Below are 25051 nucleotides of genomic sequence, written 5' to 3'. Positions count from 1 at the left end.
CCGCCAACCATAAACCTTGCTCCCGCCTTTATCAACCCCATCAACTTTATCAACTTTTCAACTCCGCGGCGCATCTGATACAGTCAAACTGCCCGAATCTGCATCTGTTTTATAACCCTGTTCTGCAGGAAATTTGTAGAACGCCTACAGCTTAACGCCAAACGCTTAACGCATAAACACCAGCATACTGTATTTCAGCGTTCTGCGTTGCGCGTTCTGCGTTTAAAAATCGTTATGAAAAAAGAAGCAGTAATAACAGAAGAGAGAACACTTGACCCGCAGTACTGGTCGGCGCTCAATGAGCTGGGCCACCGCATGCTCGATGACCTGTTCTATTATCTCGAAACATCGCGCCAGCGGCCGGTTTATACCAAACCAACCGCCGCTGCCATTGACAGCATGCAGCAACCGGTACCTGAAATGCCGCAGGATGCGGTTTCGGTATATGAAGATTTCCTGAAACATGTACTTCCCTATAACACCAACAATATTCACCCCCGGTTTTGGGCATGGGTGCAGGGCGGCGGTACGCCACTCGGTATGCTGGCCGATATGCTGGCCTCGGGTATGAATGCCAACGTAAGCATTGGCGATAGTATGCCAATGCATGTGGAAAAACAGGTGCTCGACTGGTCGAAGCAGATAATGGGCTTTCCCGAAACGGCGAGCGGGCTGCTCATCAGCGGCGCCAGCCTGGCCAATATCACCGCACTGGTAGTGGCGCGGCACCATGCCGATCGAAATATAAAAACAAAAGGATTACAGTCGCTACCCGGCCCGCTCACTATTTACGGTTCTTCCGAAACCCATAACTGCGTAATGAAGGGGGTTGAAGTGATAGGGATCGGCAGCGATAATTTCCGCAAGGTACCGGTTGATGAAAATTACCGCATTCGCACCGATGTACTGCAGCGTATGATCGTTGAAGATATAGCGGCAGGCTGCCGGCCATTTTGTATTGTAGGCAATGCGGGCACGGTGAATACCGGCGCCATCGATGCGCTCGATGAGCTGGCTGCCATTGCCAAAGAACACAACCTGTGGCTGCATGTAGATGGCGCTTTTGGCGCAATTCCCAACCTGTTGCCCGAGTTTGCCAGCCGGCTGAAAGGGCTTGAACTGGCAAACAGCCTGTCGTTCGATTTTCATAAATGGATGTATGTGAATTATGAAGCGGCCTGTGTGCTGGTGCGTGATCCTGAGTTACATCGCGAAGCATTTGCCTATGCGGTAAGCTATTTAATGGTTCACGACCGCGGATTATCGGCCGGGCCGGATGGCTATAACAATTACGGCATGGAATTGTCGCGGGGTTTTAAAGCCCTGAAAGTATGGATGTCGTTAAAGCAGTACGGGCTTGAAACCTATCGTACGCTTATCAGGCAGAATTTGCAGCAGGCGCAATACCTGGCTGAACTGGTTCAGAACGATCCCCTGCTTGAACTGATGGCGCCCGTTCCGTTGAACATTGTTTGCTTCCGGTATAACCCGGCTAACATGCTTACCGGTGAATTGAATAACCTGAACCGGGAAATACTCATGCGGCTGCATGAAAAGGGAATAGCGGCACCTTCATATACATTACTGAACGGGCAGTACTGCATTCGCGTGGCCATTACGAATCACCGCAGCCAGTTCAATGATTTTGAATTGCTTGTAAATGAAATAGCAGCTATTGGAAAAGAGGTAGTTAGTTCTAAGTGGTAAGTTTTAAGTGGTAAGTTCTTTTATTCGGGATTAATAAACAATTGGCGGTCTTGCCCTTGGTTTTTAACTGCTGGCCGTCGGCTGTATTCCGCTTGTGGCTTGCAGCTGTATTCGCTTTAAGCTTTAGACTTTCAGCTTTGGGCTGTATTCTCTTTAGGCTTTCAGCTTTCGCCTGCATTCCACTTTTGGCTTTGCCTTTTTTCGGGTTATCTTTACACACTGAATTGACTTGTAGCACAAAAAATTTTTGTTATATGGAACTTACTGATGAGATCTTAGTTCAGAGAACAACCAAATCGAAGTTGCCGGAAGTAGACTTCAACAAGCTGGGATTCGGCACCTATGTATCTGATCACATGCTGATCTGCAATTATTCAAATGGCCAGTGGGAAGCTCCCCGCATCGTTCCTTTTGGCGATATTACCGTAAGCCCCACCACACTGGCATTCCATTACGGACAATCGGTTTTTGAAGGTTTGAAAGCATTCAGACAGGAAGATGGCCGCATCAACATTTTCCGTGTACACAAACATTACGAAAGAATGCTGCGCTCATTAAACCGTATGTGCATGCCAGGCATACCCGAAGAGATCTTCGTTGAAGGGTTGCGCCGCCTGATCGAAGTAGATAAAGACTGGCTGCCCGCACAACCCGGTGTTTCATTATATATTCGCCCGCTGATGTTTGCCAGCGAGGCCAAATATGGTGTAAAGATCTCCGATGAATATTGTTTCATCATTTTTACCGGACCTGTTGGCCCTTATTTCTCCCAACCATTGCGGTTAAAAGTAGAAACAGAATATACCCGCGCTGCAAAAGGAGGCACGGGTTCTGCAAAATGCGCCGGTAACTACGGTGGCGCCTTTTACCCCACACAAAAAGCAAAAGAGGCCGGGTACGACCAGGTTATCTGGACCGATGCCCGTGAAAATAAATACATTGAAGAATCAGGTATGATGAATGCCATGTTCGTTATCGACGGCGTACTGGTAACACCGCCCACCAGCGATTCCATCCTGGCCGGCGTAACCCGCGATTCTTTATTGACGCTGGCTGCCGATCTCGGCATTCCTCATGAAGCGCGCCCGATAAGCGTAACGGAGCTCGAGAACGCCTTCAGGCATAATACCATTTCAGAAGCGTTCGGCGCCGGCACCGCAGCCGTAGTAGCGCCCATAGCTACCATACACATAAATGGAATCGACCACCATTTACCTGTTATTAAGGATAATGCCATCATGTTCCAGCTAAAGAACAAAATGGAGGCCATCCGCAAAGGCCAGGATGAAGACAAGCATGGCTGGAACTTCCTGTTCTAATCAGTATTACTATTTCAATAAAGGTGGGCCATCTGCATAGGTGGCCCACCTTCTTTTATGTAATACCAGTATCTTTGAATAAACTACATATACCTTTCATTATGCCTAAAACAATTATTATAACAGGTGCAAATGGCAACCTGGGAACCGCGGTGGTAAAAAAATTCCTCGACGAAGATTACAAGGTGATTGCGGTTGACCATTCGGGTAACCACCTGGGTTTTGCAGACAGGCACCCCCAATTCGAACTGCACGGTATCGAGCTTACCGACGAATCTGAAAGCTCCACGTTTGTAAAAGAAGCAGCCAGCCTGTACGGGAATATCGACTGCGGCGTATTACTGGCCGGCGGTTTTGAAATGGGCGATATTTCATCTACCAACATCAGCCAGTTAAGACAAATGTTCACGCTCAACTTCGAAACCGCTTACAATATCGCCCGCCCGTTATTTCAGCATATGTTACAGAACGGTTATGGCCGGCTGGTATTCACCGGCGCCCGTCCCGGACTGAACCTCGCAGAAGGCACCAACAAAATAGCCTATGCGTTGAGCAAATCATTATTGTTCAACCTCGCCGAAATTTTAAATAAAGAAGCCAAAGGTAAAAATGTTACGGTTTCAGTAATAGCACCCAGTACGATCGATACGCCGCCCAACCGCAAAAGCATGCCCGATGCCGATCATAACAGCTGGGTAAAACCCGAACAAATTGCAGCCGTACTTTCATTTATCTGCTCCGATAACGGCAACGTTTTGAGAGACCCTGTGTATAAAGTTTACAACAACGCATAAAAAAATCCCGACGCTGGCGTCGGGATTTTTTAAAACCCTGAGTGCTTAACTAAGCTTTCGTACGGAATTAAACACGCAGGGTTGTTTTATTACACCATTTAAACACTATTCTCGTTATTATAACATCCCGTTTTATCAATTCTCACAGGTCAAACTTCCAACACACTGTTCCAGCCGGTAACCCCATCGGGTTCACGAAACTGGTTCTCTATATCCTCAGCCCACATTCGTTCATCGATAAAGAATTTGTAATAATACCTGCCCCGGGGCAACATGGGTATTTCAATACTCCAAAAACCATTTTTCGTAGGTCGCAAAGTTAACTGGTCATGCGCCCAGTTATTAAAATCACCGGCGAGCGCAATCCTGTTTGCACACGCATTCTTAATGTGGAATTCAATACACTTCTTCCTCTTGTTAACGTAAGGGGATTGGCGGTGTTTCATGATGCCCTCCTTTTTTGATTGCCTAATAATGGTTGATAGTCGAATACGGAACGATCATCAGCTTTCACAAGGTTATCTGACACGTAACATCAAAGAATAAAAAATGGTCGAATTCAAGGCAAATTTGAACGAGTAAGGCAGAGATATTAATAAGGATTTTCTTATGGCCTGTCACAAAAGGTACGTCATTTTAAAAAATTATTAAAGATTTTATTCATTAATTTTTCATCAACGACCAGTGACCGTTTAGTCTATTGTATATCAATTAAAAATTCATTCCCACTCATGTCCATTGTTTGTTATACGTGCAAACATTGATCATATACACCATAACCAAATGTAAATTGTAAATAGTAATCGTCATATGATCATGGTCATGCCAGAGATCGTTGTATTGCTAAACCGATTAAAATAACGACAGGGCAAAAACTACATTGGTGTTACATCGATGTCAGCTATCGCATCGATCACTTGCGGGTGGCGATTTCGCGATTGGTGAGATGTTGCTTATCGGGATTACTGCGAACCACGCTATCGAGGTCGTGCTTCAGGAAGTTGAGATCTTTTTGCAACTGAAGGTTTACAGATAGAACAGAATCATTTTGTAACAACAGCCTGTTATGTGATTCTGTGAGCTGTTTATTTTTCTGATGCAGCAATAGGGATAATGACAACAGTACAATTACACCAATTGCCAGACCTCTGAAAATAAAAACAGGTTGATTCAAGTTCATTCTGATTTATAAGTATATCAAATATGCTTTATTACCGTTAAACGCTAATTAAACGCGAATTAAAAAGCAATTAAACAAGATGATCCTATCAGGTGCCTGGGGAAAATACCTGTAGCCGTTACCGGAATATACCATCAGGCTTTAGCTGCAAAGGCTTTAAGGGAAGGAAGAACGATCGTAAAAACCGTTCCGGTTTCGTGGGAACTTTGCACTTTAATATTGCCCTTGTGCAAATTGATGATCCTTTTGGCAAGCGCCAGCCCCAGTCCGAACCCTTTAATGGGTGTGGCGTTGGCCGAGCGGTAAAAAGGCAGGAAAATATGTTCGGCTTCCTCTTCGGTGATGGTGTCGCCATAATTCTTAAACTGTACGATCACGTTATCATTTTCGAACAGCAGGTTTATCATCACATGATGGTCGAACGAGAACTTGCAGCCATTGTCGGCTATGTTTCGCAGTGAGCTATACAACAGTTCGCTGTTGCCGAATACAAGGAACGCCCGTTCATCATCGGGGAAATCGCCGAACTGTAAGATCACTTTATATTCTTCACTGTTCTTTTGCACGTCGGCGGTAACTTTCAACAGCACTTCATCTATCCGTACCTCGCTCAGCTCTATGCTGCCCTGGGTACCGGTTTTGGCAATCTCAAGCAGGCTTTTGGTAAGCTGCTGCATTTGCCGTACGTCCTCATGTACCGAATTTATTACTCCTTTGTACTCTTTTATATCCCTTTCCTTTTGCAGTGTTACTTCCAGCTGGCTCGAGATGGCGGTAAGCGGTGTCGACAGCTCGTGCGATGCATTGGAGATAAAACGCCGTTGGATCAAAAAAGACTCCTGTAACCGGTCGAGCAGTTCATTGAAGGTATTGGCCAGCTGGTTCAGTTCATCCTGCGTGCTGCCGGCATTTATATGCTGCGTGAGGTTTTGCGAGGTAATATGTTTTACATCGTAAATGATCTGTTTAATGGGTTTTACCAGTTGTACAGAAAAAGCATAACCCACTACCAGGGCAATGGCAATGCCAATGAACAAACAGGTAAGCAAAATGTCGCGCAGGTCTTTCAGCCGGTGCCAGCCGTCGATATCATACCCTCCCACCACCACTACAACGCGGCTTCGGCTGTCGGTGTAGTGATAAGCCAGTATATCGCGTTTACGTCTTGTATAATACACTTCATGTTTAAGGCGCGCCTGTTTCAGGATCTCTTTATCGGGCAGGATGGAATCGATACTGGCAACGTTGTACGTGTATACCGGTTTATCGAGGTAATTGAAGATCGCCACGCTTTTCTCGTTCAGCGTAAAGGCCGAGGCAGAATCTATGGCGTGCAAAATAGCGCGGGTACTGTCGCTGTCGCCAAAATACGAAAAAAGCTGGCCGTCGTTGTTGGCGCGGCCTTTCAACCGCCGTTTAAAAGAGTCGGTACGTTGCAGGGAAGTAAAGTAATGAACGGAAATGCTTAATACCAGCAGAATAATGGTAACGAGTAAAGCAAAAAGCGCGGTTATTTTAAATTTTATTTTCAACCTAGGGGTTTTCTTTCAATATATAGCCCATGCCTACCTGCGTATGTATGAGCCGGGTTTCAAAATCTTTATCCAGCTTCTTACGCAGAAAGTTTACATATACGTCAATAACATTGGTCTTTGTGTCGAAATCGATATCCCATACGTTCAGGGCTATGTCGGCGCGGGAAACTACCCGGTTCTTGTTCCGTATAAGGTATTCGAGCAACTGGAATTCCTTGGCCGTAAGTGAGATGGGTTTGTCGGCCCGCGTAACCTCCTTGCTATCGAGGTTCATGGTAAGATCGGCTACCTTCAAAATATTACCGGTAGGAATATTGTGATAGATCCTTTTCAGCAATGCCCTGATGCGTACCAGCAGTTCCTTAAAATCGAATGGCTTTACGATGTAATCATCTGCCCCCGCATCAAAGCCCTCTATTTTGTCGGCGGTTGTGTTGAGGGCCGTTAGCATAACCACGGGAATACGCTCGCTATGGCGCCGTATTTCCTTGCACAGCTCATAACCGTTTAAACCGGGCAAGTTGATGTCGAGTATTATGAGGTCGAACGGGTAGGTCTCAAAGAGCTTTTTACCGATCAGTCCGTCATACGCCACTTCAACGTGGTAATTCTGCTCGGTAAGCCCTTTCTTCAATGACTCTGCTATCTTTCTTTCATCCTCAACCAGTAAAATTTTTATTTCTTCCATAGCCAAAAATTCATGCGCAAAATTCACAAATAATAAAGTTACCGGGTATGGTTTATCAATATAAGCAATTAAAAGTAAATTAAAATTACCAATTCAAAAATTGAAGCTCCGCCCACGCAGGGGCATTATCATCAACATATTTACCGATGCACTTGTTAAACGGGCTGCCCTTCATTTTACCCACTTACGCCATCTTACCCAGCAAATCGATCATACGGGTAGTAAAGCCATATTCGTTATCGAACCAGGCGATCAGCTTAACGTGGTTACCCACAACCGATGTAAGCGTGCCATCAATAACACATGAATGGGTATTTCCTTTAATATCCAGCGAAACCAGCGGGTCTTCTGTATATTCAATTATTCCTTTATACTCGTTTGCGGCAGCTGTAGCAAAAAGTTTGTTAATTTCCTGCCGAGTAGTTTCCTGCTCCAACTGAAGGGTAAAATCGGCCATAGCGCCGTTGGCTACCGGAACCCGGGTCGATACCGACGCGATCTTTCCTTTCAATGCCGGCAGTAAGCGCTCCAGCGACTGTTGCAGATCGATCTCTACAGGAATTATGGCTTCGGCTGCCGCCCTTCCGCGCCTGAACTGTTTATGGGGCGCATCGACCAGTTCCTGCCGTGAGGTATAGGAATGGAGAATATTACATTGAACCGACTTAATGCCTATAGCGTTCAGAATATACAAAATGTGGGTAGAACAGTTGGTCATGCAGCCGCCGGGGCTGATAATGGTTTCTTCGTTTGTAAGAACATGCTGGTTGAAGCCATACACCAGCAGGGGAATATCGGCCGAACCTGTTGTTGATAAAAGTACTTTGCGTGCGCCGGCCTTTAAGTGCTGTTCGGCGCCTTCACGGCTCGAGAAACTGCCCGAACATTCCAGCACCACATCTACCCTTAGATCTTTCCAGGGAAGCAGGGTGGGGTCTTTCTGTTGCAGGGCCTTTACGTTTTTACCGTTGGCTACGATGGCTCCGGGCGCGTGAACCACGGTGCCGGTAAAGGTGCCGTAAATGCTGTCATACTTTAACAAATAGGCCAGGTTATCGCTGTCCATGATGTCATTCACCGCTACCAGTTCAATACCGTCCATATCAATTAACCTTCTGAACAATAGCCGCCCTATACGGCCCATACCGTTGATTGCAATTCTCATCATATAGTTTTCATAAATGAGGTGCAAATATAATCAACCGGTTAATGCAGAACTGCTAAAGGATGCTTTAGAGCCAAACGGGAAGCTAACTGAAATAGGTATCCAGGTCGCGCAGTGAAATAGGCTTTTCCCACACCCTGGTAACGGGCAGGTTGTCTTTAATTCGTGGGGGGTTATAGGCACTCAACAGATGCAGTTTGATATTGGGATGGTCTTTAATGATATTCTCCGCTTTCTCCCAACCCAGCCCGTCGGGCAGGTTGTTATCGAGAAATAAAATATCGGGCAAAAACTGGTCTACCTGCACCAACCCTTCTGAAAGCGTGTAGGCAGTGTGTACTTCACAGTTTTTACGGCTAAGGTAGGCCTTGATCAAAAGGCACAGATCCTTCTCGTCATCAATTATTAAAACCTTTATACGCTCTTTTGTCATGTTTTTAGAGCTGAATTTTTAATACCCCTGGGGAAATAGTTTCCCATTGATGAAAAATATAAAAAAAACAGGAATCTTTTGTCAGTGGTATAATTTTTTCCTCAAATTCCTGAAACGTAAATGTATGACATCTAACACAAAAATCATTCTAGGTATGCTCGCCGCCGCTGCTGCAGGTGCTGCGGTAGGGGTTTTACTCGCTCCGGAAAAAGGTAGTGAATTACGCAGAAAGATCAAAACGGGTATTGATGAGGTTATGGAAGATGTTGCTGAGTTACTGGCAGTTGGCAAGGAAGAAATGAAAAACATGTACGCAGGCGCTGAACAGGAAGCTGAAGCGAGGGTAGAAAGTTAATGTGACAAACTTTATGGCAACTTACGCTACTGCATTTTTGATAGGCCGGATTAAAACATCAACATGGAGAATTTAAACAACAAAGCAGCCAACCTGGCCAGCCATGTACAGGAAATTGCACAAACGTATTATGATTTAGCCCGCATTAATGTAGCACAGGCAGGGTCGAAAGCCGTTGCCCGTGCTTTCCTTTTCTTTTTACTGGCCGGGCTCTTACTTTGCATCTTACTGTTAGCAGGCATAGGATTGTCGCTTTATTTAGGTAAATTGTTGAACAATGCAGCAACGGGCTATTTTATAGTAGCGGGTTTTTACCTTTTTCTGGTGCTTTTCTTTTACATGCTGCGGAGGCAAATTGTATTTCCATTCATAAGGAACTTTATAGTTAGAAAAATTTATGATAAAAGAGATTAACAGCTACAAAGGACTGCTGGAAGAAAAAGCCAGGCTTAATGCCTTGCTAAAAGAGCAGGAACTGCAGATCAGGAACGACTGGCAATCTTTAAAAGAAGAAATGAAACCCGTCGCAATGGTTGGGGCAACTATTAAAAAACTATTTACACGTAAGGCCAGTTCCACAGCGGCATTGATTGTTGTAAACCTGCTGGCCGACGGGCTTGTGAAGAAAGTGCTGCTCTCCAAAACCGGTTGGATTACCCGATGGGGCATTCCTTTCCTTATAAAGAATTATGCGTCACATTTTGTAGATAACCCCGAAAACCTGATAAAAAAAATAAAGAAGTTCTTCAGTAAAAACGGGAAGATGCAGGAGGAAACAATGCATCAGGAGACAGGAATGGATGCCGTTTGAAACCAGAAACTGCGGATGTTTTCCACGACTTTCAACAACGCATCGAAGCTGATAGGCTTAACAACATAGCTGTTTGCACCCAACTCATAACAGCGTTTTATTTCTATTTCATTTTTCGTAGTGGTAAAAACAATAACCGGGATCTTCCTGAACACCGGGTGTTGTTTTAATTCTTTCAATACTTCACGGCCGTCTTTCTTCGGCATATTCAGATCGAGCAGGATAAAACCAGGCAGGGCCTTCATTTCCATATTACTGCCCGTGTATATTTTTTCAAGGTAATTAAACAACTCAATCCCGTTCTCAACAAAATCGATCTGTTCGGCATATCCTGTCTCCGAAAATGCAGTTTGAAGCAGGTACCGGTCGTCGGCGTCATCTTCAGCAATAAGTATTGGCTGCTTACTCATAAAGTAAAAGTAAGATTTGTTATCTACTCGTTTCCTTAAAATTTCCTTAAGACCCCGGGATACAAAATCAAAAAAGTCCGGAAAGAAGATTTTAGCAAATTCTCCTCCCGGACTTTGAGCGTCTTTGTAGGGTTGCTAACAACTGAAATGCTTTCAGCTATTAGTCTACCCTGCGAAAACCTCCTGCCACCAATGAAATTATGAACAATATAATAAAAATGAAAAACAGGATTTTCGCAATGGAAGCAGCACCTGCAGCAATTCCGCCAAAACCGAAAATAGCTGCTATAATAGCCACTACCAGAAATATTACTGTCCAACGTAGCATAGCAATAGTTTTTAAGTGAATAAATACAGTTACCAATCAAATTCTTTTTCTGGTCCCAAACTGGTGTACTATTCGTTTAAACACCCCGAAACCGGCATTTCATCTATATTTTGTAAAAATCATACCGCCTGTTCTGCACGAATAATATATTATCATAATTAACAGATAACGCTCCCCCGTTCAGGTAAAAAAAATTACAGCGTGTAGACTTAGTTCTACAATATTCTTCAAATCCGCTTCATAATTCCTGCAGGTATAATCTTTACAATAATTAAGAAGGCTGCTTCTTTTATTAGTCGTTGTAAAATGAACATTTAAACAGAGAATAGAAGTATAGTAACATTAAAAATCTCAGGTTATGAAGAACAGCTATTTATTACATATAGACGAGCAAACAACGCAGGGAATTTCGTTGGAAGACATTAGCTATTTATCTTCTTTTAAAGCGAATTTGCTTGAAGAACAACTTGCAGAGATCTATATCATTGAGATCACTTTATCGAATCCCGGTGCAAACCAGGTTGCCGCCCTGGTGAAGATAGGCGCACACAATGGCGAGTTTACAGGCTACAGCGTTGCCGTTCGCTGGGAAACCGCCATAACAAAAGCATTTGAAAGTATCAGGTATCACCTGCATCTTATAACTAAGCCTCCGGTACAGGAAAATATAAATTGAACAACGCACCCTTATCTTCCTGGGCCGACGCCAATACATACCCATTGTGGTTGGTCATTACTCTTTCAACTATCGCCAACCCAATCCCCTTGCCTTCATACTCGGTTCCCGTATGAAGGCGCTGAAAGATCAAAAATATTTTTTGATTGAATTCATTGCTGAACCCGATGCCGTTATCCTGCACACTGATTCGAATGAATTCCTTCTTCAATAATTTTTTATCGATCTGCATCAGTTCGTCGCCCGTGGTTTGCACGCTCTGAATGGTAACAACCGGCGGAATACCCGGCTTCGAGAATTTGATGGCATTATCGATAAGCGCTTTGAACATCAGGAACAATTGTTTTCCGAAACCGGTAATAGCAGGCAACTGTCCAATATGAATAGTTGCCCTTTTTATTTCTATCTCCTGCTTCATGTATGACACTACCGATTCCATCAATTTATTGGCATCAACCACGGTCAGTTGCTCACCGCCACGCACCAGGTTGGCAAAATTCATCAGGTCTTCCAGCAATCCCTGCATACGGCGGGCAGAATAATCGATACGTGAAAGAATGAGTTGTCCGTCCTCGTTCAACTGATCGCGGTATTTCCACAATAACCGGTCGCTGAACGTTCTTATACGCCGCAGGGGCTCCTGCAGATCGTGCGAAGTGGCAAACGCTATCTGTTCCAGTTCTACATTGTAGGCATTCACCTCCAGCACTTTTTGTTCAAGTTGTTTCTGGTATTTCGATCGTTCCCGGTATTCCTTCAATATAACAAGGAAAGAGATGAAAATAATAATAGCGGCAAATAGAAAAATAGCGGTAAAATAACGCGGCATGGCGGCTTCATACCGGTTCACCGATTTCTCTTTTACCAGTTTCATTTCTTCCTCCTGGATCTGCACGAACACCGTGCGCAGATTATCCATGTATCCCTTTGTTTCAACCAGGCTGCTGCGCGATTTCAGATAAACGCTGTGCTGAAAATGATCGATAAGCTTGTTCATCAGCAAACCGGCCTCGTTCAACAGCTGCTGCTGCCTGATGTTACCGGCGGTAAGCCGCTTCAACGAATCGTATCCCGGTTTTATATCGGCCTTGATACTTAAATAGGGATTTAAAAAACTACTATCGTTGGTAAGCAGGTAGCCGCGCTGGCCGGTTTCCGCTTCCTTTATGAATTTCTCGAGGGCGCTTGTTTGAAGGATCACTTTGTAGGCATGTTCTATCTTCCGGTTCTGCGCATTTGACCGAACATAGCTCTTATAAAGGAGATATGACAGGCTTAACGTTATGACGAGCGACAGTACAAACGCGGTAATGATAAAAAATAGTCTTTTTTTCATAGTGATTCATTCTACAGATCGGGGATAATTTTCCACAGTCGCCTTTAGCACTTCTCCTATCCCCCAACATAGTAAAAAAACGAATTAAGGACAAAAACCTGAGATTCAATAATCTAAAATTTTCTTTTCCAATAAACATAAAGTGGAAAGCATCTTGAAGTTAATAAAGAAAAATGAACCCGTATGTTACAGCAGAACCTTGTGCAGAAGCAGGAAACCAAAATATTGCCTCAACAGATCCAACTGCTCAACTTATTTCATTTAAATACAATCGAATTAGAGCATAGAATAGAACAGGAATTGGAGGACAATCCGTTTTTGGAAAAAAAGGAGGATGAGGAAGAGGCAGCAGCTGACAAGTTTGCCAAAGAACAGGCGCAGGACTACCAGGACTGGGAGGAATATGGCTACGATGACATTCCGGATTACAAGATGGAATACAGCAATTACCTGCCCGACGACGAAAAGACCTTCAGTCCCATGAAGGCCGCCACCGATTTCAGGGAAGACCTGAAAAAACAGTTTCGCCTTTGCTGCAACGACGAAAAACAAACGTTACTGGCCGATTACCTGATCGACTCACTCAGTGATAGCGGCCTTTTGGAAATAACACTCGATAAACTGGCTGAGGAATACTCATTCACCTGTAAAACCTGGATGGAAGCCGAGGATTTTGAGCCGGTGCTGAAAGTGATCCAGAACCTGGATCCCATTGGCATTGGCGCCCGCAGCATTTGCGAATGCCTGCTGTTACAGTTGAAGGCCATGAACCAGAAACGGCCCGATGTGCAAAAAGCCATCTGCCTGCTTAAAGAGCATTACCAGGACCTGCGCAACCGCAATATGGACAAGATCATGGAATGCCTTCAACTGGAAGAAGATGAGCTGAAGATCATTCTGGAGCTGGTAAGCAGCCTGAAAATGAAACCGGTGGCCGAAGTACAGGAAGGCAGTACCCCCAACGCCCACATTATACCCGATTTCTTAATAGTTCAGGAAGGCGATTACCTCGAAGTTTCCCTTTATAACCAGCGCTCCTCCTCCCTTTTTATCAGCCGGGAATGGAAAGAAATAGTGGCCGACAGCCAGAAAAACAAGAAAGACGCGGCAGCGGCACAATATTTAAAGAACAAGTATCAGTCGGCCCAGTGGTTCGTGAGTGCCATCAGGCAACGCGAAGGCACCATGTTGCGCATCATGAAAGCTATCGTAAATATGCAGTATGATTATTTTCGCGAGGGGGATATAAAACTGCTGAAGCCGATGATCCTGAAAAATATAGCCGATAAAACCGGCGTGGATATTTCAACCGTATCACGTATTACCTGTAACAAGTACGTCGATACGCCATTCGGCATGATCCTGCTTAAAGACCTGTTCACGGAAGGTATTATCAATGAGAAGGGAGAAGCCATCAGCAATAAAGTTATTCAGGTAGCCATCGAGGATGCAATTGAAAAAGAGGACAAGAAAAATCCCTATACCGATCAGCAACTGGTAGCCATTCTGGCTAAAAAAGGATTTTCTATTGCCCGCAGAACTGTTGCCAAATACCGTGAAATTTTACAAATTCCGGTAGCGCAAATGCGTTCAATATGGGCATAGCACGGCATTGTTAAAAAGATACTGAATTTTACGCGGTTAACCTATCAGGGTATTCCTAAACAATCCATCATAAACTCACAGTAAAAAAGTAAATTTGAAGATGCCGAAAATACTAGTAATCGACGACGACAGGGACATTTGCCTGTTATTGAAACGCTTTTTAACCAAGCATAACTACGAAGTGGCTGAAGTGTATGCCGGAAAGAAGGCATTGGAATTAATGAACTCCTTCACCCCTGATCTTGTTTTGTGCGATTTCAGGCTCGATGATATGGATGGCACTACTTTACTGGTGAAAATAAAGGAACAACTGCCCGATGTACCGGTCATTATCATGACCGGCTACAGTGATATAAAGGTAGCTGTAGAAGTAATGAAACTGGGGGCTTACGACTATATAGGCAAACCATTATTCCCCGACGAAATTCTGGTTACCATAAAAAAAGCTTTACAAAACCAGGGCGCTGCCACCACAGCCCAGGCTGGTACCAATACTACCTCCCAGGCCGCTCCTGCATATACTCCGCCTGTAACAACAGCGGCAGAGGAACAGGGCGTTGCCGAAAACAAAGACAAGAAGCAGCAGGTGGTTATTTCAGGCGACTATATCTTTGGCGATAGTGAGGCCTTTAAAAAGATCCTTAAACAAATTGACCTGGTGGCGCCAACCAGTTACAGTATTATCATATATGGCGAAAGCGGAAGCGGTAAGGAAGCCATTGCGCAGGAAATTCATAAACGCAGCCGCCGAAAGGCCATGCCGTTCGTTGCCATCGACTGCGGCGCCATGTCGAAAGAACTGGCGGGCAGTGAACTTTTCGGTCACGAGAAAGGATCCTTTACCGGCGCATTGAATCAAAAAGTTGGTAACCTCGAAATAGCAAACGGCGGTACCGTTTTCCTCGATGAGATCGGGAACCTCTCGTACGACATCCAGGTTTCCCTCTTACGCGTGGTGCAGGAAAGAAAAATGCGCCGCGTAGGCGGAACCAAGGACATCGACCTCGATATCCGCATCATTGTGGCCAGCAACGAAAAATTGTGGGATATTGCCCGCAAGGGGAAATTCCGCGAAGACCTTTACCATCGTTTTAATGAATTCAGCATAGTTGTGCCGCCTTTACGCGAGCGCAAGGAAGATATTATGGTGTTTGCCCGGCATTTCTTATTGCAAACCAATAAGGAACTGGAGAAGAACGTAAAAGGGTTTACCAAAGAGGTGGAAGATATTTTCAGGAGTTATATCTGGTACGGTAACCTGCGCGAGTTGAAGAATGTGATCAAGCGGGCCACCCTGCTTGCCGAAGGACAATTCATAGAAGCACATACCCTGCCTTTCGAAATATCGAACTTTACCCGGCTGCAGTTTGATGAAGCGCCGGAAACTCCCTATTTACAGGCAGAGCCTAAACAGGCCATAGCGGCCCCTCCCGTTCCTTTGCCTATCAGCGAAGCCGAAATACCACGGCCTCATCCGCATCATTCACACAGCGAACTATCCCTGAAAAATGCAAGCATCGACGCTGAGTACGAAACGATCATTGAAGCCTTGAAGAAATCGAATTTCAACAAAAGCAAGGCGGCTAAACTATTGAACATCGATCGAAAAACGTTATACAACAAAATGAAACAGTACCAGGAGTTCAACAACCAGTGATAAAAGCTGAAGGCTAAAGGCATAACGCATAACGCCCAATGCTTACCCTGTTGGGCAGGCTCTGTATTCCGGGTTCGGCGTTCGGCGTTGGGCGTTGGGCTTTAAGCGTAAAACAAGTCCAGGCTTTGATGGAACAACTAATAAACCAGGAGATTAACCCTCTGAAGCTTTTGTTTCAATCCAATAGCGTGCATGGCGGGCTTACGGATAAAATCACCGATTTTTTTCCGGCAATAGTCTATGTGTATGATGGCGATACCAGGAAACTGAAATACATCAACAACAAGGTAACCGATATCCTCGGTTACTCAATGAATGATATAAGTACCTGGGACAACGACCTGATGAGCATTGTGCACAAGGACGACCTGGAAAATGTAAAAAAGGAACTGCAGAAATTCTATGCGCTAAAGGATAACGAAAGTCACAGCTATAATTCACGTCTTACGCTTAAGACCGGTTCATGGAAATACTTTCGTACCATGGGCACGGTGCTTAACCGCGACCCCGGGGGTGGCGCAGCTTCCATTTTGTTCATAGCCCAGGATATTACCGAAGAAATAGAAACCGGGAACCAGTTCAAACGCATTGATGAACTGTTCAACGACACCCAGGAACTGTTGAAGTTCGGCGTATGGGAATGGTGTGTGCCCGAAAACAGGATCACCTGGAGCAATGGGCTGTACAAGATCCTGGGTTACGATCCCAAACTCGAAAAAGACACGCTGACCATTACACCCGGGTTTTACCTGCAGCATGTAATGGACGCCGACCGTGATAAAGTATTATATAACCGCAAAGACCACCTGATACACCACGAATACGACCTGTATTATAAAATACACGACCGCAATGGCCGGGTAAAAGATGTGCGGGAGAAAGCGAAAGTGTTCCGTAACGACAAAGATGAATTACTGCGGGTTATCGGAAGCACCATAGATGTAACGGAACAATCGCAGTTGTACCGCGACCTGGCCGCGTACAAAGCCATGAAGCAGGAGAATGAAGAATACCTGGCTTACGGCACCTGGGAAGTGGATGCCCGCACGGGGGCTTACTTCTGGTCAGATGGCATGTACCGGTTATTCGGCTACGACCCCGAAACAGAAAAGAACAAGATAGTGGTGAACGAAGCGCTTTATCAAAAGCACATGGATGAAGAGCATTTTGAAAAAAGCAGGGAATTCCTGGATGATATCATAAGCCGGCGGCAGCATCCTGAAAGCTTCGTCACCGAGTACGAGATCAGGGCAAATGACGGCACCATAAAAAAGATCGAAACTTCAGGTAAACTGTTTTACGACGATACCGGCAAATGGATAAAAACCATCGGCACCTCGCGCGATATTACGCGGTTGCGTTTGTACCAGTCGAGCCTTGAAGAAAAGATAAAGGACCTCGACCGTTCGAACAAAGAGCTGGAAGAGTTTGCCTATGTGGCCTCACACGACATGAACGAACCGCTGCGGAAGGTCACTACTTTCATTGAACGGCTCGAAAACAAATACAGGTCGGAACTGGGCGACGACGGAAAATTGTATCTCACCCGCATCTCGGCTTCTGTTGAGAACATGCGCCGCCTGATAGATACCCTGCTCGAGTTCAGCCGCACGGCGCGCAGCAATCAACCGTTTTTACAGGTTGACCTCAACGGCATCCTGAAAGAAGTGCAAACCGACCTCGAGCTGAAGATAGAAGAAACGGCAACTACCCTGCAGGCTGATTCACTGCCCGTGATAGAAGCAATTCCTTCGCAAATGAAACAATTGTTCGACAACCTGTTGAACAATTCCATCAAATTCAGAAAAAGCAACGTTCATCCCGTTATAACAATACGGTGCCTGCGCCTGTCGCGCCGGCAAAAAGAACAACATCACCTCGATGCCGCCAATACCTGGTATAAGATCGATTTTTCCGACAACGGTATCGGGTTCGAACCGGAATACAACCAACGCATTTTCCAGATCTTTCAACGGTTACACGGGAAAACGGAATATCCCGGATCGGGCATCGGCCTCGCCATCTGTAAAAAGATAGTCGACCAGCACAAAGGCCTCATTTACGCAACCGGCGAACCGGATAATGGGGCTACCTTTACTATATTAATGCCGGAACATCAATAAACATATCTGATGATAGTATCCAACTTACAGGCCCGCATTCTCATTGTGGATGATGACGAAGATGATTACATCATCACCAGCGATCTTATTCGCAACATTCCTTCGTCGGGCTTTACCATGCACTGGAGTTATTCCTATAAAGACGCACTGGACCAAATGAAGAGCCGGGCGTTCGATATATATTTCATCGATTACCGCCTCGGCGCAAAAACCGGGCTCGACCTCCTGAAAGAAGGCATTGCAGCCGGCTGCGAAGAACCCGTTATCCTGCTTACCGGTAAGGGCAACCATACCGTTGATATGGAAGCTATGCGGGTGGGCGCCATGGATTACCTTGTAAAAGGCGAATTAAACGAAGAAAAACTCGAGCGCTCCATTCGCTACGCACTTGAAAGATCGGCCTCTATTAAAGCGCTGCGGGCCAATGAACGCAAGTATCGCAATATGTTCGAACGGTCGAAAGACATGGTGTTCACCGCCGACCGCCAGGGTCGGTTCAAAGATGTGAACAGCGCCACCGCCGACCTGTTGGGGTATACCAAGGAAGAGCTGATACAGGTAAGCGTATATGACCTGTTCATACAAAAACGGGAAGAAGAAAGGTTCCGGTACCTGATCACCGAACGGCAGGAAGTGGATGACCTTGAAGCGGAGATCCGCACTAAACAGGGCGAGCACCGCATCTGCATCATCTCGGCATCCATGGAAGCCGATAACAAAAACCAGGATTACATGCAGGGCATCGTGCACGACATCACCAATTTAAAAAAGGCGGAGAAGGCCACCCTGCAAATTGAAAAGCTGGCAGCTACCGGCCGCCTGGTGCGCACGCTGGCCCACGAAGTGCGCAACCCGCTGAACAATATCAATCTCTCGGTAGAGCACCTGCGCGAAGAAGCGGGCAATGACGAGAACGGCTCCACCTATCTCGAGATCATTCAACGCAACAGCAACCGCATCGGCGCGCTGATAACGGAACTGCTGAACTCCTCGCGCCCCGCTGAAATGAAAATGGAAACCCATGTACTGCAAAGCATCATGGACGAAAGCATACTCGACGCAATTGACCGGTTAACGCTGCAGCGCATAAAACTCGAAATAAAATATCCCGACGTGCCGGTGATCGTAACGGTTGACAAGGAAAAACTAAAGCTTGCTTTTTCGAATATTCTTATCAACGCCACCGAAGCCATCAATCATAAGCAGGGACGTATTTCGGTAGTGATACATCACGATCCCGATCCCAGTATCGTCATCAGCGATAACGGCTGCGGCATCAGTGAAGAAAATATTTCACGGTTGTTCGAACCATATTTCACTTCCAAAAGAAATGGTATGGGTTTGGGGCTCGCCAGCACGTTGAACATCATTCAATCGAACAAGGGCGCCATCGACGTGAAGTCTACATTGAATGTGGGTACTTCCTTCATCATCTCTTTCCCCAAAAACCAGGAAGAACCGGGCGTGAACGAACAATTGAATTTAGATAAACACATACTGTGACATTTTGCATATAGAAAAAGGGCTGCTCCCGCCAGCTGGCAGGGGCAACCCTTTTTTTAATCCTCAAACCCGTATCGCTCAAAATCCTATTCCTATATATAGAGAGACAGCGCTGTTCCGGGAATCTTTTGTCAATTGACCGGAAAGGCTACCAGATTTCCCTATCTCTTTCAATCCATAGTTGTAACGGGCGCCTATGGTAAAGTTGGAAATATCTATACCGAGGCCACCAACCAGACCGTAGTCCCAACGGTTGAAGTTATCGGTATTCAGATCTGCGATCTCGTCCATATCGCCATCATCATCCAGGTCTTTGATGTTGGCTTCAGCAAGATAAGATACATACGGACCAACGTGCAGGTTGAAATTTTTCGCAACGTTGATCACAGCCAGTACAGGTAATTCGATATAATTCAAATTGAACCTGTATTCACCTTCACCTTCTATAATGTTATCGTACGTCAGCTTCGCCCCTTTGCTGGTATATAACAATTCAGGCTGAATGGAGAAACCTCTGGCTACAGGCAATTTGGCAAAGAAACCGGCATTGAAACCTACCTTCATGTTCTCATCCGATACGTCATCTACAAACATGTTGGTAAGGTTCACACCTCCCTTGATACCGAATTTAGGCGATAACGTACTTTCACCGGTAGTTTGTTGCTCTTGCGCAAATACACCTGCTCCTGTTGTCAAAGCGGCCGTTAATAAGGCAGCACACATAATCCTTTTCATAAGAAAATTTTTTAACGTTCAATTTATGATTACTTGTTAAAATCCCGTGCCCCCGCCGTAAACACAGGCCGGGTTTGATTTTCATGGATTTTCGCGGGGAAATATATCCTCATCCGTTGCCACAAAATGGTTAGTTCATTTCACCATCATAAATGCAGGCACAATAATTTTTTATATAGCGGCAGACCTAATCACTATAACATATGAGTAAGTTTTTTAAATGGATAAAAGCAATTTCGGTGGCCATAATAAACATGTGTTTATTATGCGGCGCAGGACATGTGTTCGACTGGATGGGATTTGTATTTAAAAAAACAACACCCCGCATGCGCGGTGCAACACGAAAAATTAAACGTTTTGTATTGAATCAACCATGATAAGTATATCGTATATATCGTCATTAAACAACCGATAAATTGTAATGTAATGAACTAACAACTTATTGCACCCCCTAAATGCTACACACATGAAAAAGCTCGTTTTCTTATTGCTACTTGTCCTGCTCGTTGCCCTCGGCCTGGTTTATTACAAGAAATGGCGTAAAAACTTTCTGCATAAAAAAGTCCCCGAACTGGTGTTCCTTGAATCAGACAGTCTTTACCGCATCACCTATGATACGATAGATATTGATGAAGTAGACGGGGAAATAATGATTAAGAACCTGCAGCTCATTCCCGATTCCACCTATAAAAAACCTACCGACAGCAGCCTGCCCCGCAACCTGTTACGCGTTACTGTTCCCGAATTGTATATTACCGGCGTTCAAACAGATGCTGCCGTGCTCAATAAAGTTGTCATAGCTTCCAAAGTTAAACTAACCAGCCCGGTAGTCACCATGTACAAAAACCGTTACGCCGCCAAAAACGACAATAACAGCAACGACACCTCCGCCACTACCGATAAAATATACAAGATCTTATTGCGCGGCCTGCAAAAGATAAAGGTTGATACCATTTTGATCACAGATGCCGATTATCATATTTGCAAATGGCCCAAAGGCGATACGGTTTTCAGCGGCTCGCACATCAATGCAAAGTTGCATAACATCAACATAAGCGATAGCACCAGCACCGATACATCGCGCATACTGTTTGCCGAGAACGCCTCGCTCGATGTAAAAAAACTGGTGCTTCACGATAAAAACGGATTATACAATTATGTGTTCAACGAGATCAAACTGATCTCCGCCGAAAGATCTTTTGCCGTTGAGAAACTACATATTGTTCCTTTATTGAGTGAAGCAGCATTCATGCGCGCTTTTAAATGGCAAACCGACCGGCTTAATTTCGACCTGTACAATCTGCTGTTCAAACAGGTAAATGTACAGGAGATCCTGAACGGCAACCTGATCGCAAACCAACTGGTTATCAAAAAAGCCACCTTTAACATCTTCAGGGACAAATCGTATCCTGAGAAAAAAGAGAAGAAAGTCGGGCACTACCCGCACCAGAAGCTGCTGAAAGTACCGACCGATGTAGCAATAAAGAAAATAATTGTTCAAAGCGGCTACATCGAATACAAGGAAAAGAATCCCCAAACCGGCAGCAGCGGCGTAGTGTTATTTGATAACATGAGCGCCAGTTTACTGAACGTCAGCAACCGGAATAATAAAGGCATCATGACGGTTAACTTCAACTGCCGCTTCCTAGGCAAAGCGCCATTAACGGCAACGCTGCAGTTCTATATGAATAATAAAAACGGCAAATTCACCGCAAATGGCTCTATGAAAACTACCAACGCCACCGTGTTCAATACATTGAGTAAACCAATGGCGTTGGTAGAGATCAACTCCGGTATGATCAATAGCCTCGACTTCAATCTTATATGCGACGATTATAAGGCTAAGGGCATTATAAGGCTGCTGTACAACGATCTTAAAATAAAAATATTAAAGCAGGAGGAAACGGGTAGTGTGCAAAACTACAAGCCCAAAAAAGTGATCTCCCTGCTGGCCAACATGACCATTGTCGATGGCAATCCCCAAAAAGACAACCCGGTGCGTATCGTTACGGTGAACCATCAGCGTGACATCTACCGTTCCATGTTCAATCTTATCTGGAAGGCAATCTTCGAAGGCGCGCAGAAAACAGTGGGGATAGACGGGAAGCTGAAGTCGAAGAAATGAGGGCAATGGTGAATGGTCAATGGTGAATGGTGAATGGTGAATCGTCAATGGTCAATAGTCAATGGCGAAATCGAGAATGGTAAGTAGCAATGGCTGATGGTTGAACGCATGGATGCCCTTAATCCGTTAACCAGGTTTCATCGGACATCTATTAACCATGCCTCCTTTCTAACTCCTGTCACCCCTCCCCTACATTCCACCCTCTGTATTCTGCATTCTGTATTTCATTTCTCATTCCCCTGCCTTTCCCTTCAACATTCAACATTCAACATTCGATATTCGATGTTCTAGAACGGATATCCAATCGCCAGGTTAAAGATCACATTCTCCCGCCGCCACTGGCTGTTGGCCAGGTCAATCTGATTGATCACCCAACGTTCTTTGGGAAGCAGCCAGGGCTTACGAATAGGAAACGCCACATCGAAGCGCAGCACCAGGAAGGTAAGGTCGAAGCGGAGGCCCACCCCGGCGCCGGCAGCCAGTTCACTCAGCCATTTATTTGAAAACTTAGCGCCTACTTTAATGGAATCTTCATTGAACAGCCATACATTACCTGCATCGACAAATACAGCGCCATGTACAACGCCCACTATCGGGAAACGATATTCCGTATTCATCTCAAATTTGAGATCGCCGGGTTGTTCGGCCAGCAACCCGCCATTCTGTGGAGGATTGTACCGGCCCGGGCCAACAGAACGGCTTCTAAAGGCCCTTAAACTGTTATTACCGCCCGAAAAAAATTGTTTTATATAAGGAAGCTGATGCGAATTCCCATACGGTATCCCTATGCCCGTAAAAATGCGGTTGGCCCATACCGATTTCTCCCCTACCTTTCTGTAATACCGGAAATCACCCTGTAACCGCGTAAACTGCGAGAACTGGGCGCCAAAGATCTTGGCGGTATCGCCTTTGCGAATATTGGCGCCGCTTACCAAACCGGCTATATTGCCCGACAGATCGACACCACCACTGAAGTAAAACCCATTTACCGGTTTATAATTCAATACGTTCGTATAGGTGTAGGTATAATCAGACCCCAATATGAACTGGGTATCTATGGCATTCCACAGCGTGGGGTTGCGCTTTGCGCTGTCAGTATATTCAGAAGTAATATTGATAGGTTGGATATAATTTATGCTGACAGGGCTCAGCTGATGTTCTTTTTCAATAGATTCCTTCCATATAAAACCATAACTGGTACGGAAAGAATTCATGGAGTAAAGCTTCTGTCTTTGCAAAATATCATAGCCCAGCGTTATGGTGGTTTGCGGCAGGAACCCGCCCTTTGTATTGAAATTAAAGAAAGGGATCAGGAAACGCGGAAAAGAAAGCGAAGGCTCTAACCCAAAACGGAATGTATTGTACCCTTTGAACTGACCGCTATATTGTAGCTCAAAACCGGCCGATGCTTTTATCACAAACTGTTCGCCGGCGCGTAATGCATTGCGGTTCCGCCATCCAATAGTGATGTTTGAACCGGTGAGGTTGTTCGATTTTGTATTTGCGTTTATTTCTATCCGCAACGACTTTTTTGGCAGGCGGGTAAGATAATAAAATGCGTTTAACTGAGCTGAATCGGCACCGGGCACTACTTCAAACCGGTTCTTCACAAACTTGAAAATATTCAGGTTTATCAACCGGCTGATACTTTCATTATGATCGGTACGGTTATACACGTCGCCGGGGTTGAATGTCATCGACTGCTGGAAAAGCTTTGGCTTAAAGATGTTCCGCCGGTCTATTACATAATAACCTTTGTAATAAGTAGCATTGGCTTTACTTGTATCCATTTGTCCCGGCTCCAGGTTAAAACCGGTAAATATAAACACGTCGTTTATGCGGAAGACCTTTTTGGCTTCATCAGGTGTAGTTTGTTTTACAGTTACAAACAGATCGACCTTGTTCTGCCCTATTGTAGTATCGGCTTTCACCAGTATGAAATCGGGATTGAAAAAGTAGAAGCCATGCTCCTTTAAATAGTTATCGATGCGTTGTCGTTCAGCGGTAATAACCGCCAGGTCAAAGGGATCATTTGGCTTCAGCAATGACTGGGGCATCGTTTCGCGTACAGTTTGCTGCATTACAGAACTATCTCCTTTGAACTGTACCTGCTGAATATGGTATTGCCCGCCGGCTCTTACCGTATAATCTGCGCTGGCCTTTTTCCCTTTTACGGTAGTATCACCCAACACCCGGGCATTGAAATAACCTTTATTGATCAGGTAATTATTCAACACCTGTACGTTGGTATTCAGGTTAAGGTCGCTCAGCAGCACCGGCGGCTGGCCAAAACGTTCCCTGATCCATTTACCCGGACCTTTTTTCGCCTTCGCAAATGCATTATAGATGTTCAGCTTGAACGGGATGCCCAAAACCTTCTGATTGGGCACCGGGCGGGTAAGACCTGCCAGTTGCTTGCGCAGCGCCTTTTTCTTTTTGTTTGAGATATCATCGTCCTTAATAGTGATCTTTGCGCCGGTATACAACGCGTCACCGGGCGGCAGGTTTTTGGTGCTGGAGCATGCATATAAAATAGTAACCATTAAAACCAGCACTAAGTAATATG

25 protein-coding genes are annotated in these 25051 nt (G+C 45.2%); 13 read left to right on the top strand and 12 right to left on the bottom strand.

Annotated elements, in window-relative coordinates; translation table 11 throughout:
• The first annotated feature begins 234 nt into the window (after nucleotides 1–234).
• On the top strand, nucleotides 235–1707 hold the full coding sequence (locus A4R26_RS17705; protein WP_081165749.1) for a pyridoxal phosphate-dependent decarboxylase family protein: 1473 nt from the start codon (nucleotides 235–237) through the stop codon (nucleotides 1705–1707).
• On the opposite strand, the gene A4R26_RS17700 is transcribed toward A4R26_RS17705, so the two are convergent.
• Entirely contained in the window at nucleotides 1697–1945 is a 249-nt protein-coding gene (locus tag A4R26_RS17700; RefSeq protein ID WP_081165746.1) for a hypothetical protein, read from the bottom strand. The two genes, A4R26_RS17705 and A4R26_RS17700, sit on opposite strands and share 11 nt — an antisense overlap.
• A gap of 16 nt (nucleotides 1946–1961) precedes the next feature.
• Here A4R26_RS17700 and A4R26_RS17695 point away from each other — a divergent pair, with 16 nt between their 5' ends.
• Together A4R26_RS17695 and A4R26_RS17690 are read left to right on the top strand one after the other, a co-directional pair.
• A complete protein-coding gene (locus A4R26_RS17695; RefSeq protein WP_081165743.1) occupies nucleotides 1962–3026 on the top strand; it encodes a branched-chain amino acid aminotransferase in 1065 nt (354 codons plus the stop codon).
• A gap of 101 nt (nucleotides 3027–3127) precedes the next feature.
• Nucleotides 3128–3820, top strand: coding sequence for an SDR family NAD(P)-dependent oxidoreductase (locus A4R26_RS17690; RefSeq protein ID WP_081165740.1), 693 nt, complete (start codon nucleotides 3128–3130; stop codon nucleotides 3818–3820).
• A gap of 149 nt (nucleotides 3821–3969) precedes the next feature.
• Here the strand turns inward: A4R26_RS17690 and A4R26_RS17685 are convergent, their stop codons facing one another.
• The 6 genes from A4R26_RS17685 to A4R26_RS17660 all read right to left on the bottom strand — a co-directional run bounded on the left by A4R26_RS17685 (nucleotide 3970) and on the right by A4R26_RS17660 (nucleotide 8821).
• On the bottom strand, nucleotides 3970–4266 hold the full coding sequence (locus A4R26_RS17685; protein ID WP_081165737.1) for an early set domain-containing protein: 297 nt from the start codon (nucleotides 4264–4266) through the stop codon (nucleotides 3970–3972).
• 467 nt (nucleotides 4267–4733) lie between these two features.
• Nucleotides 4734–5000, bottom strand: coding sequence for a hypothetical protein (locus tag A4R26_RS17680; RefSeq protein ID WP_081165734.1), 267 nt, complete (start codon nucleotides 4998–5000; stop codon nucleotides 4734–4736).
• 134 nt (nucleotides 5001–5134) lie between these two features.
• The gene (locus A4R26_RS17675; protein WP_081165731.1) at nucleotides 5135–6532 is read right to left on the bottom strand and encodes a HAMP domain-containing sensor histidine kinase; all 1398 of its coding nucleotides are present in this window, start codon (nucleotides 6530–6532) and stop codon (nucleotides 5135–5137) included.
• 1 nt (nucleotide 6533) lies between these two features.
• On the bottom strand, nucleotides 6534–7223 hold the full coding sequence (locus A4R26_RS17670; RefSeq protein WP_081166312.1) for a response regulator transcription factor: 690 nt from the start codon (nucleotides 7221–7223) through the stop codon (nucleotides 6534–6536).
• Nucleotides 7224–7407: 184 nt separating this feature from the next.
• The gene (locus A4R26_RS17665) at nucleotides 7408–8391 is read right to left on the bottom strand and encodes a type I glyceraldehyde-3-phosphate dehydrogenase (protein ID WP_081165728.1); all 984 of its coding nucleotides are present in this window, start codon (nucleotides 8389–8391) and stop codon (nucleotides 7408–7410) included.
• Nucleotides 8392–8473: 82 nt separating this feature from the next.
• Complete coding sequence (locus A4R26_RS17660) at nucleotides 8474–8821, bottom strand: response regulator (protein WP_081165726.1); 348 nt, start codon at nucleotides 8819–8821, stop codon at nucleotides 8474–8476.
• Between the two features lie 49 nt (nucleotides 8822–8870).
• Between A4R26_RS17660 and A4R26_RS17655 the strand changes: the two genes are divergently transcribed.
• From A4R26_RS17655 to A4R26_RS17645, 3 genes are all read left to right on the top strand, one after another.
• Nucleotides 8871–9176 carry a YtxH domain-containing protein gene (locus A4R26_RS17655; protein WP_081165723.1) on the top strand — a complete coding sequence of 102 codons (306 nt, stop codon included), beginning with the start codon at nucleotides 8871–8873 and terminating at the stop codon, nucleotides 9174–9176.
• A gap of 63 nt (nucleotides 9177–9239) precedes the next feature.
• Nucleotides 9240–9590: a hypothetical protein gene (locus tag A4R26_RS17650; protein ID WP_081165721.1), complete on the top strand. Its 351-nt coding sequence runs from the start codon at nucleotides 9240–9242 to the stop codon at nucleotides 9588–9590.
• On the top strand, nucleotides 9574–9987 hold the full coding sequence (locus A4R26_RS17645) for a hypothetical protein (protein WP_081165718.1): 414 nt from the start codon (nucleotides 9574–9576) through the stop codon (nucleotides 9985–9987). Before A4R26_RS17650 ends, A4R26_RS17645 begins: the two co-directional genes overlap by 17 nt.
• On the opposite strand, the gene A4R26_RS17640 is transcribed toward A4R26_RS17645, so the two are convergent.
• Both A4R26_RS17640 and A4R26_RS17635 read right to left on the bottom strand, forming a co-directional pair.
• Nucleotides 9960–10397, bottom strand: coding sequence for a response regulator (locus A4R26_RS17640; RefSeq protein WP_081165715.1), 438 nt, complete (start codon nucleotides 10395–10397; stop codon nucleotides 9960–9962). The two genes, A4R26_RS17645 and A4R26_RS17640, sit on opposite strands and share 28 nt — an antisense overlap.
• A 160-nt stretch (nucleotides 10398–10557) precedes the next feature.
• A complete protein-coding gene (locus A4R26_RS17635) occupies nucleotides 10558–10725 on the bottom strand; it encodes a DUF1328 family protein (protein ID WP_081165712.1) in 168 nt (55 codons plus the stop codon).
• A 358-nt stretch (nucleotides 10726–11083) separates the two neighbouring features.
• Here A4R26_RS17635 and A4R26_RS17630 point away from each other — a divergent pair, with 358 nt between their 5' ends.
• Complete coding sequence (locus A4R26_RS17630) at nucleotides 11084–11401, top strand: hypothetical protein (protein WP_081165710.1); 318 nt, start codon at nucleotides 11084–11086, stop codon at nucleotides 11399–11401.
• Here A4R26_RS17630 and A4R26_RS17625 read toward each other — a convergent pair.
• The gene (locus tag A4R26_RS17625; RefSeq protein WP_081165707.1) at nucleotides 11370–12737 is read right to left on the bottom strand and encodes a sensor histidine kinase; all 1368 of its coding nucleotides are present in this window, start codon (nucleotides 12735–12737) and stop codon (nucleotides 11370–11372) included. The two genes, A4R26_RS17630 and A4R26_RS17625, sit on opposite strands and share 32 nt — an antisense overlap.
• Before the next feature lie 183 nt (nucleotides 12738–12920).
• Here A4R26_RS17625 and rpoN point away from each other — a divergent pair, with 183 nt between their 5' ends.
• The 4 genes from rpoN to A4R26_RS17605 all read left to right on the top strand — a co-directional run bounded on the left by rpoN (nucleotide 12921) and on the right by A4R26_RS17605 (nucleotide 19625).
• Nucleotides 12921–14342: an RNA polymerase factor sigma-54 gene (rpoN, locus tag A4R26_RS17620; protein ID WP_081165704.1), complete on the top strand. Its 1422-nt coding sequence runs from the start codon at nucleotides 12921–12923 to the stop codon at nucleotides 14340–14342.
• Nucleotides 14343–14442: 100 nt separating this feature from the next.
• On the top strand, nucleotides 14443–15999 hold the full coding sequence (locus A4R26_RS17615) for a sigma-54-dependent transcriptional regulator (protein ID WP_081165701.1): 1557 nt from the start codon (nucleotides 14443–14445) through the stop codon (nucleotides 15997–15999).
• Nucleotides 16000–16127: 128 nt separating this feature from the next.
• A complete protein-coding gene (locus A4R26_RS17610; RefSeq protein WP_165760318.1) occupies nucleotides 16128–18122 on the top strand; it encodes a PAS domain-containing sensor histidine kinase in 1995 nt (664 codons plus the stop codon).
• 9 nt (nucleotides 18123–18131) lie between these two features.
• Nucleotides 18132–19625 (top strand): hybrid sensor histidine kinase/response regulator, encoded by a 1494-nt coding sequence (locus A4R26_RS17605; RefSeq protein ID WP_081165695.1) that lies wholly within the window; start codon nucleotides 18132–18134, stop codon nucleotides 19623–19625.
• Between the two features lie 78 nt (nucleotides 19626–19703).
• On the opposite strand, the gene A4R26_RS17600 is transcribed toward A4R26_RS17605, so the two are convergent.
• On the bottom strand, nucleotides 19704–20360 hold the full coding sequence (locus tag A4R26_RS17600) for a porin family protein (RefSeq protein ID WP_081165693.1): 657 nt from the start codon (nucleotides 20358–20360) through the stop codon (nucleotides 19704–19706).
• Between the two features lie 203 nt (nucleotides 20361–20563).
• Between A4R26_RS17600 and A4R26_RS35035 the strand changes: the two genes are divergently transcribed.
• Together A4R26_RS35035 and A4R26_RS17595 are read left to right on the top strand one after the other, a co-directional pair.
• Nucleotides 20564–20737: a hypothetical protein gene (locus tag A4R26_RS35035; protein WP_165760317.1), complete on the top strand. Its 174-nt coding sequence runs from the start codon at nucleotides 20564–20566 to the stop codon at nucleotides 20735–20737.
• Between the two features lie 89 nt (nucleotides 20738–20826).
• Nucleotides 20827–22485, top strand: a complete 1659-nt coding sequence (locus tag A4R26_RS17595) for a hypothetical protein (RefSeq protein WP_081165690.1) — start codon at nucleotides 20827–20829, stop codon at nucleotides 22483–22485.
• A 287-nt stretch (nucleotides 22486–22772) separates the two neighbouring features.
• On the opposite strand, the gene tamL is transcribed toward A4R26_RS17595, so the two are convergent.
• Nucleotides 22773–25028 carry a translocation and assembly module lipoprotein TamL gene (tamL, locus tag A4R26_RS17590; RefSeq protein WP_107685860.1) on the bottom strand — a complete coding sequence of 752 codons (2256 nt, stop codon included), beginning with the start codon at nucleotides 25026–25028 and terminating at the stop codon, nucleotides 22773–22775.
• Nucleotides 25029–25051: the final 23 nt, after the last annotated feature.

It is taken from the genome of Niastella populi (genome assembly GCF_002078015.1).
In the GTDB taxonomy this organism is placed as follows: Bacteria; Bacteroidota; Bacteroidia; order Chitinophagales; family Chitinophagaceae; genus Niastella; species Niastella populi.
Note: the sequence above shows the minus strand (reverse complement) of the source record. Positions and strands in the feature narration are given on the sequence as shown.